Genomic DNA, 8539 nt, shown 5'->3' on the forward strand with positions numbered 1-8539 from the left:
GTATGGATGTCGGGTCAGCCCGGTCTGTCAGGGAAGGACGGGACGTGACCGAGCCGGCAGCGCTCGTGTTCGAGGAACGGCGATTCAGCGTGCCCGAACTCGACGCGTTAGCCGACCGATGGGCCGCGACTCTGGCAAAAGGCGGTGTCACCGCGGGCCGGCGCGTCGCCGTCATGGCCTCCAATCGCCCGGAGTTCCTCGCCGTGGTTCTCGCGATCTGGCGATTGGCCGCCACGGCGGTGCTCATCAGTCCCGCGTGGAAGCGGGACGAGGTCGACCATGCGCTTGCGCTGACCGGCCCCGCGCACGCGGTCGGGGACCATCCGGTACTGGCCGGCCTGATGCCGATGCTGCACCTGGACGAGCCGGGCCCGCCCGCAGAGCCGACGGCGCGCTCGCCGCTCCCCGCGTCCGACGCGGTCCTGGTGTTCAGTTCCGGCACCACCGGCCTGCCGAAGGCCGTCCGCCACACCCACGCCTCGCTGGACGAGGCGGTGCGGCACTGGCGCCAAGCGCTGCAACTGACGCATCGCGACCGGATCCAGGTCGCGACGCCGCCGTCACACATTCTCGGCCTGCTGAACCTGCTGACCGCCCTCAAAACGGGCACCCGCGTGCGGCTGCATCCCCGGTTCGACATCGACCGGGTGCTGCAGCACATCGAAAGTGACCGCATCACAGTCGAAATGGCGGTCGCTCCCATCGCGTTGGCCATCGCCTCGCACCCCGACCTCGAGTCCTATGACCTGTCGTCGCTGCGCTACATCATGTGGGGGGCGACGCCGGTCAACACCCACGTCGCAGAGACGGTGACCCGGCGCACCGGAGTCGGCTGGCTTCCGGCCTATGGGACCACGGAATTGCCTGTCGTAGCGTGCAATCCGATCGATGACCCGCGGCTCGACACCGTTGGCCGGGCGGTGCCCGGGGTCGACCTACGCGTCGTCTCCCTGGAGACCGGCGAGCCCGTCGGCCCGGGCGAGGTCGGTGAGATTCAGGCCCGCTCGGCGTCGCTGATGGCCGGCTACCTCCCGGCCGAAGCGACCGACGAGGCGATTCTCGAGGGGTGGTACCGCACCGGAGATGTCGGCTGGCTCGACGCCGGGGGTTGGCTGCGAATCACCGACCGCCTCAAGGAGATGATCAAAGTGCGCGGCTTCCAGGTCGCCCCCGCCGAGATCGAGACGGTGTTGCATGGGCACCCGGCCGTCAAAGACTGCGCGGTGTTCGGGCTGCCCGACGGACTCAACGGCGAAGCGGTCGTCGCCGCGGTCGCCGCGTCCGAATCCGTCGACACCGAGGCGATCGCCACCGAATTGACCGCCCGGGTCGACGAAAGACTCGCCTCATATAAGCATTTGAGCCGGGTGGTGTTCGTCCCGGACATTCCTCGCCTGCCCTCCGGCAAGGTGCTGCGCCGAGTCCTGAAGGAGCGCTATGGATGTACGTCTGACAGTTGAACAACAGCAATTGCGCGATGCCGCCGCCAAGCTGGCCGACGATCTGGGGCCGGCCGCGGTTCAGGATCTCGACGATCAGACACGGATCACGCGTCTGGACAAGCAGATCGAGAACACCGGCTGGCGGTCCTTGCGTTCCGACGGGGCCTCGGGTGTGGAAGTGGCCATCGTGGCCGAGGAATTCGGCCGCCGGCTGGTCGACACACCGTTCCTCGGCCCGGTGCTTGCCGACGACCTGGGCCGCCACGTCGGCGCCGACGTGGCGGCGGCGACCGTGGCCGTCGACGATCGGGTGATCGACGCCCGCGGTGCCCGGCGTGCCCTGTCGCTCTCGGGTGGCACGGTCCGCGCGGTCGATGTGCAGGCTGCACCGCAGAGTGTCGATCTGACCCGGGCCGACGCGACGATCGCGGGATCGCCGGAGACGTTGGGGGAGGTGCCCTTTGAGGTTGCCGAGCAGTGGCGGGCCCTCGCGCTGGTCGCCACGACGTCGGACCTGGTCGGCGTGGCCCGGGGCGCGCACGCCGTCGCGTGCGACTACGCCAAGATTCGCGAACAGTACGGCAAGCAGATCGGCTCGTACCAGGCCATCGCGCACCTGCTGGCCGAAAGCCTTGCGCTGATTGAGGGTTCGGTGAGCGTGGCGCGGCATGCCGCCTGGGCCGTCGACGCGCTGCCCCCGGTCGAGGCCATTCGGGCCGCGCAAATCGCAAAGGTGTACTGCGCGCGCGCCACCCGCACCGTCTGCGAGACGGCCATCCAGGTGCACGGCGGAATCGGCAACACCTGGGAATGCGTGGCGCACGTCTACCTGCGCCGTGCGCTCACATCGACCGAGCTGTGGCCGGTCGCGTTGAAGGAGATCGATCTTGGACTTTCGTGACTCACCCGACGAAGCCGCCTTCCGGGACCGGCTGCGCACGTGGCTTGTTGCCCACGCCGAGGAGTTTTCGGGCTCGGGCGACGAGTATTGGGTGCGCATGGCCGACTGGCATCGCGCCCTGTACGAGAACGGCTTCTTCGGCCTGTCCTGGCCACGCGACTGGGGCGGCCAGGACCTGGCGCCGGTCTATGACGTCATCGTCGACGAGGAGCTGGTGCGGGCCGGTGCGCCGCCGCGCCCCAGCGTCGGTTATCTGGTGTACGGCATCGGCGCCCACGCCAGCGACGAGCTCCGCAAGCGCTTCCTGCCCGGCATCATCAACGGCACCGAGCGCTGGTGCCAGGGCTTCAGCGAACCGGGTGCCGGCTCGGACCTGGCGTCGCTGACCACCACCGCTCGCCTCGAGGGCGACAACTACGTGGTGAACGGACACAAGATCTGGACCAGCTACTCCGACGTCGCCGACCGGTGTCTGCTGCTGGCACGCACCGATCCCGACGCCAAGCGCCACCGCGGCCTGTCCGCGTTCGTTCTCGATATGAAACAGCCTGGCGTGCAACAGCGCCCGCTGCAGATGATCAACGGCGTCACCAACGAATTCGGTCAGGTCTTCTTCGACGATGCCATCGTGCCGGCGGATCGGATGGTCGGCGCTCCCGGCGACGGCTGGGCCGTGGCGATGACCGTCGTCGGGCACGAACGCGAGCCCTCCACGTTGGGCTATGCGGCACGCTACGGCAAGCTCGTCCGAGAACTGTTGTCGCGCAATGACGGCGAAGTACCCGAAGAACTGGCGTGGGCCGCGGTCCAGTCGGACATGCTGACCCACCACGTGCGCCGGCGGCTGTCCGAACAGCTCGACGGCGTATCGCACGGCTCGGACGGCTCGCTGGACAAGCTGCTGATGACCTGGGTGGAGCAATCCGTCGGCCATGCCGCCCTCGCCGTCGCGGGGACGCGCGATCCCGAGCTGTTCAGCGCCTACCTGTACAGCCGGGCGCAGAGCGTCATGGGCGGCACATCGCAGATACAAAAGAACATCATCGCTTCACGAATCTTGGGATTGTAGGAGTGATCGCGAACGCGGGCGAAGCCCGGGTGAAGCGGGTCACGACCATCGAAGGAGTCTGACGTGTACGACATGCCTACCGAAATCGACGTCCAGGCCGACGGCGCCCTGCGCATCATCACGCTCAACCGGCCGGATTCGCTCAATTCGGTCAACGACAACCTGCACGTCGGACTCGCGCGGCTGTGGCAGCGACTGACCGATGACCCCACGGCGCGTGCCGCGGTGATCACCGGGGCCGGCCGGGCGTTCTCGGCCGGCGGCGATTTCACATATCTGGAAGAGCTGGCGAACGATGCCGAGCTGCGCGCCAAAACGATCCGGGACGGGCGCGAGATCGTGCTGGGCATGGCCCGCTGCCGAATTCCGGTGGTGGCGGCGGTCAATGGCCCCGCCGTCGGGCTGGGCTGCAGCCTGGTGGCGCTCAGCGACATCGTCTACATCGCCGAAAACGCCTATCTCGCCGACCCGCATGTGCAGGTCGGGCTGGTGGCCGCCGATGGCGGCCCGTTGACCTGGCCGCTGCACATCAGCCTCCTGCTCGCCAAGGAATTCGCGCTCACCGGCACCCGCATCACCGCACAGCGCGCCGTCGAACTCGGGCTGGCCAATCACATCGCCGACGACCCGGTTGCGGAGGCGATCGCCAGCGCCAAGAAGATCTTGGAGCTTCCGCAGCAGGCGGTCGAGAGCACCAAGCGGGTGCTCAACATTCATCTGGAGCGGGCCGTGCTCGCCAGTTTGGACTACGCGCTCTCGGCCGAGAGCCAGTCGTTCCTCACCGAGGACTTCCGGACCAACGTCGCGAAATTCAACGCGGCCAAGAAGAACTGAAGCGGAGGAGATTGACGGGGGACGGCCTCAGGCGTCGTGCCGACGCAGAAAGTCCCGCATCACCGCATCGAACTTGTCCGGCTCCTCGATGAACGGCATGTGCGCGCTGGACTCGAACAGTTCGAACCGTGAACCCGGTATGCGCTGGTGCATTTCCCACATGTGGTCGGGCACGCATTCGTCATACCTGCCCGCGAGCACCAGTGTCGGCACGGCGATTTCGCCCAGCCGGTCGACCACGTCCCAGTTCCGGACCGTCCCGACGATGTGAAAATCGCTGGGGCCGAACATGGTCTCGAAGACTTCGGCGCTCATGTTCCGGAACGCATCCTCGAGCTCTCGCGGCCATGGGCGTGCCCGGCACAGGTAGGTTTCATTCCAGGTCCGGATGGCGGCCTGATACTCGGGTGAGTGCGTTGTGCCCGCGGCCTCATGCTCGTCAATGGCGGCCTGGGTGGCCGGGTGCAGCTCGGATTTCAACCGCGCCACCATTTTCGCAAACTCCGGGATGGACGCGATGCTGTTGGAAATGGTCAGGCTCGCCGCGCCGGCCGGCGCCGCGTCGAGCATGTACTGCTGGGCCAGCATCCCGCCCCAGGAGTTGCCGAAGAGATGGAAGCGGTCCAGGCCGAGCGCCCGCACCACGGCGTCCGCCTCGGCCACCGAGCGATCCATCGTCCAAAGCTCGTGGTTGGGTGGGCATTTGGAGTTCCCGCAGCCGAGCTGATCCCAGAAGATGACCTCGCGCTCCGCCGCCAACCGGCCCAGTGACCGCAGGTAGTTGTGCGGTAAGCCCGGCCCGCCGTGAATGACCAGCAACGGATGACCCGCGCCGCCGCCGGTGCGCTTGAACCAAACTTCCCCGCCCGGGACTGCGATCATCCCATCCCGCGCAGTCGTCGCGTCCGTCATCAGCAGCAGTGTAGGCAGCCGCGGCCACCCGAGACGGACTGAACGCGAAGCCCCTCCTTGCAACTCGTACTCTCCTACTGAGAGAATAGTGTTCTCGTGAATGTGTGGACGGCTCTCCGAGTCCCGCACCTGCTTGATGAACTGGAGAAGACCCGTGTCCGAAGCCGTCATCGTGTCCGCCCTGCGCACCCCTATCGGCACCGCCCGCAAGGGGACGCTGCGCGACACCAGTGCGTTCGACCTGGCGCACCATGTGGTCAGTGAAGCGGCGAAGGATCTGGACCCCGCGCAGGTCGACGACGTGGTCCTGGGCGAGGGCCTCTACGGCGGCGGCGTGATCGCCCGCCACGCGGCCATCACGGCCGGGCTGTCCCACGTACCCGGTCTGGCCAACAACCGGCACTGCGCGGCCGGGCAGGCGGCGGTGCAGAGCGCGGCGGCCAGCGTGCGCGCCGGGATGGACGAGCTCATCATCGCCGGCGGTGTGAATGCGGCGTCGACCTCGCCGCGCTCCCGCATCCAGGTGGACGGCGACTGGGTCGACTGGTTCCCGCCGACCCACCCGGACCGGCCCGACGCGCCGAACATGGACATGTCGATCACCGTGGGCTGGAACGCCGCGGTCAAAGCCGGCGTGAGTCGCGAGGAGATGGACGCGTGGGCGCTGCGGTCGCATCGCAATGCCATCGCTGCCATCGACGAAGGCCGCTTCAAGGAGGAGATCGTTCCGATCGAGACGCCGCACGGCCTGTTCTCGGTCGACGAGCACCCGCGCCGCGACACCACCATGGAAAAGCTGGCCGCGCTCAAGCCGCTGCACCCCGAGATCGAGGGCTTCTCGATCACCGCCGGCAATGCGTGCGGCGCCAACGACGGTGCTGCGGCGTTGGTCATCGCCAGCGACCGGCTCGGGCTGCCCGCGCTGGCCACCATCCGGTCCTGGGCGTCCGTCGGCGTCGACCCGGCGATCACCGGCTTGGCGCCCGTCGACGCCATCCCGAAAGCGCTCGCACGCGCTGGCCTTTCGACCTCGGACGTGGAGCTTTTCGAGATCAACGAGGCGTTCGCCGCCATGTGCGTGGCCACCGTCAAACTGCTCGAGCTTGACCCCGACAAGGTCAACGTCAGCGGCAGCGGCTGCTCGCTGGGCCATCCCGTCGCGGCGACCGGAGCCCGGATGCTCGTCACCCTGGTGCACGAGTTGCGCCGCCGCGGCGGCGGCATCGGTGTCGCGGCGATGTGCGCGGGCGGCGGAATGGGTTCGGCGACGGTGATCGAGGTCGCGGCTCCATAATGCGTACATGATCATCGCCGATCTGATTGCTCGCGCGCGCAACGGATCTCCCCGCGCGGCCGGTCGGCTTCTCAGCCTGGTCGAGGGCGAGCAGCGCGACGAGGTCTTGGCGAGCATCGGTCCCGCGCCGCAGGGCATGGGGCCGGTCATCGGCATCACCGGACCACCCGGCGCGGGGAAGTCGACGACGGTCGCCGCGCTGGTCGGGGCCTACCGCGAGCGCGGCAGCCGGGTGGCAGTGCTGGCGGTGGATCCGTCGTCCCCGTTCAGTGGGGGAGCGCTGCTGGGCGACCGAATTCGAATGGCCGCGCATATCAACGACTCTGACGTTCTCATTCGTTCGGTGGCCACCCGCGGCCATCTCGGCGGTCTGGCCGCCGCGGTTCCGGCCGCCATCCGGCTGCTCGGGGCGATCGGTTACGACGTGGTGCTGCTCGAGACGGTGGGGGTGGGGCAGTCCGAGATCGAGATCGCCGCGGTCGCCGACCCGACCGTCGTCATTCTCAATCCCGGGGCGGGCGACGCGGTTCAGGCCGCCAAGGCGGGCGTGCTGGAAGTCGCCGACATCGTGGCGGTCAACAAGGCTGACCGCGACGGCGCCGAGCAGACGGTGCGGGATCTTCGGGCCGAAACCAGTGCCCCCATCGTTTCGCTGATCGCCGCACGCGGCGAGGGCATCGAAGACCTGATGGCCGCCATCGAGGACCACCGCCGCACCGATAGTCGCGCCCGCCGCCTGGCGCGCGCCCGAGCGCAGATCCTCTCGCTGGCGCAGACCCGGCTGCGGGCCCAGCCCGATCTCGACCGGCTCGCCGAGGCGGTCGTCGACGGCGACCAGGACCCGTATACCGCCGCCGATCGGCTGATCGCACCACCGGCACCTCAAGCCGACTGACGGCCCGCGTGTCCCCCAATCGGGGGAACGGGCATTCATCACGTTTACGGGCCGATCGGCGGAGGTACGACCCGCGAGGTCGCCTTACTTTGAGTCTGTGTCCAACGCGGCGATCGGCTCAGCCAACGATCGGATGCTCATCCATCTTGGTGCTCTGGTCGGCGCGAAGCAGATCGCTTGAGAGCTAGGAGGTCCGGCATGACTCACGCCCCCGAGGTTTCGACAGCACCGGCCCGTGACGACCGGCTGGAGCTGTACCGCCAAATGTGGGTTTTGCGGCTGCTCGACATGGGTTTGGAGGAGCTGCGTATCGGCGGCCAGATCGACGACGCCGCGCGGGTGGACTTCGGGCAAGAGGCGGTGGCCATCGGCACGGTCGCGGCGCTTCGGCCGGGCGACCTCGTCAACGCGGCCACCCCGCAGTTCCGGCACGCCCAACAGGTCGGCCTGGCCCTTCCGCTGGGCCCGGCCATCGCCGAAATGATCGCACCGAAGCGCCGGCCTGACGGCGTGACTGCCGACTGGAAACGGTCACTGGCCAACGAAACCGCGCTGAGCCGATCGACCCTGTCCGCGCTGGGTGACGCCAATGCCCAGCGGCTGGCCGGCGAGCGCGGGGTCAGTTTGTGTGTCATCAGTGGCCGCGACGCGAACTCCGTCGAGTTCACCACTGCCGCCAAGATCGCCGCGCAATGGCGGCTACCGGTCGTGTTCGTGGTGGAGAACATCCGCGGTGGAGCCGGCGCGCGCCGGCGCGCCTACGACTACGACGCGATGCCCATGCTGCCGGTCGACGGCAGGGACGTTGTGGCGGTGGCCGACGCGGTCACCGAAGCGGTGCACCAGGCGAGCGCCGGCGGTGGGCCCGCGCTGGTTGAGGCGATCACGTACCACACGAATCATCCCGTTGCCGTCGACCCGTTGGTATTCGTAAGTCGGCAGCTGATCGCGGCCGGTTGCAACGCCAAAGACCTCTGCGAGGTGGAGCGCGGGGCGCGCCAGTTGGTCGCCGAGGCAATGCGCCAAGGTCTGCTCAGCTAGCGGCCGACCAGGGCTTCGGCTCCGGCGCGCGCGTAATCCGCTGCGCCCGCACCAATGCCCGTGCGGAGGCCATCGCCTCGGCGACCAACTGGCGCGCCCCGCGCTCCACCTCGCAGAGGTCTTTGGCGTTGCAACCGGCCGCGATCAGCTG

General features: G+C 68.4%; 8 protein-coding genes. 7 read left to right on the plus strand and 1 reads right to left on the minus strand.

Annotated features, from left to right (window positions below):
• The first annotated feature begins 44 nt into the window (after positions 1-44).
• The 4 genes from A5688_RS07245 (at position 45) to A5688_RS07260 (ending at position 4246) form a co-directional block, all read left to right on the plus strand.
• Complete coding sequence (locus A5688_RS07245) at positions 45-1460, plus strand: class I adenylate-forming enzyme family protein (RefSeq protein WP_067909940.1); 1416 nt, start codon at positions 45-47, stop codon at positions 1458-1460.
• Positions 1438-2343: an acyl-CoA dehydrogenase family protein gene (locus A5688_RS07250; protein WP_067909938.1), complete on the plus strand. Its 906-nt coding sequence runs from the start codon at positions 1438-1440 to the stop codon at positions 2341-2343. The genes A5688_RS07245 and A5688_RS07250 overlap by 23 nt, the downstream gene beginning before the upstream one ends.
• Complete coding sequence (locus tag A5688_RS07255; RefSeq protein ID WP_067909935.1) at positions 2330-3412, plus strand: acyl-CoA dehydrogenase family protein; 1083 nt, start codon at positions 2330-2332, stop codon at positions 3410-3412. The genes A5688_RS07250 and A5688_RS07255 overlap by 14 nt, the downstream gene beginning before the upstream one ends.
• A 63-nt stretch (positions 3413-3475) precedes the next feature.
• Positions 3476-4246: an enoyl-CoA hydratase/isomerase family protein gene (locus tag A5688_RS07260; RefSeq protein ID WP_067909932.1), complete on the plus strand. Its 771-nt coding sequence runs from the start codon at positions 3476-3478 to the stop codon at positions 4244-4246.
• 27 nt (positions 4247-4273) lie between these two features.
• On the opposite strand, the gene A5688_RS07265 is transcribed toward A5688_RS07260, so the two are convergent.
• Positions 4274-5128: a proline iminopeptidase-family hydrolase gene (locus tag A5688_RS07265; RefSeq protein WP_067909930.1), complete on the minus strand. Its 855-nt coding sequence runs from the start codon at positions 5126-5128 to the stop codon at positions 4274-4276.
• Between the two features lie 184 nt (positions 5129-5312).
• Between A5688_RS07265 and A5688_RS07270 the strand changes: the two genes are divergently transcribed.
• The 3 genes from A5688_RS07270 (at position 5313) to A5688_RS07280 (ending at position 8388) form a co-directional block, all read left to right on the plus strand.
• Positions 5313-6452: a thiolase family protein gene (locus A5688_RS07270; RefSeq protein WP_067829219.1), complete on the plus strand. Its 1140-nt coding sequence runs from the start codon at positions 5313-5315 to the stop codon at positions 6450-6452.
• Between the two features lie 7 nt (positions 6453-6459).
• Positions 6460-7347, plus strand: a complete 888-nt coding sequence (gene meaB, locus A5688_RS07275) for a methylmalonyl Co-A mutase-associated GTPase MeaB (RefSeq protein WP_067829216.1) — start codon at positions 6460-6462, stop codon at positions 7345-7347.
• A gap of 198 nt (positions 7348-7545) precedes the next feature.
• On the plus strand, positions 7546-8388 hold the full coding sequence (locus A5688_RS07280; RefSeq protein WP_067909927.1) for a thiamine pyrophosphate-dependent enzyme: 843 nt from the start codon (positions 7546-7548) through the stop codon (positions 8386-8388).
• Positions 8389-8539: the final 151 nt, after the last annotated feature.

This window comes from Mycobacterium mantenii, from assembly GCF_001667865.1.
Classification (GTDB): Bacteria; Actinomycetota; Actinomycetes; order Mycobacteriales; family Mycobacteriaceae; genus Mycobacterium; species Mycobacterium mantenii_A.

Bases quoted from the DNA above. Each gene is read 5' to 3' on its own strand.
- A5688_RS07250 (WP_067909938.1), top strand. From the start codon at position 1,438: ATGGATGTACGTCTGACAGTTGAACAACAGCAATTGCGCGATGCCGCC.
- A5688_RS07265 (WP_067909930.1), bottom strand. From the start codon at position 5,128: ATGATCGCAGTCCCGGGCGGGGAAGTTTGGTTCAAGCGCACCGGCGGC.
- meaB (WP_067829216.1), top strand. From the start codon at position 6,460: ATGATCATCGCCGATCTGATTGCTCGCGCGCGCAACGGATCTCCCCGC.
- A5688_RS07280 (WP_067909927.1), top strand. From the start codon at position 7,546: ATGACTCACGCCCCCGAGGTTTCGACAGCACCGGCCCGTGACGACCGG.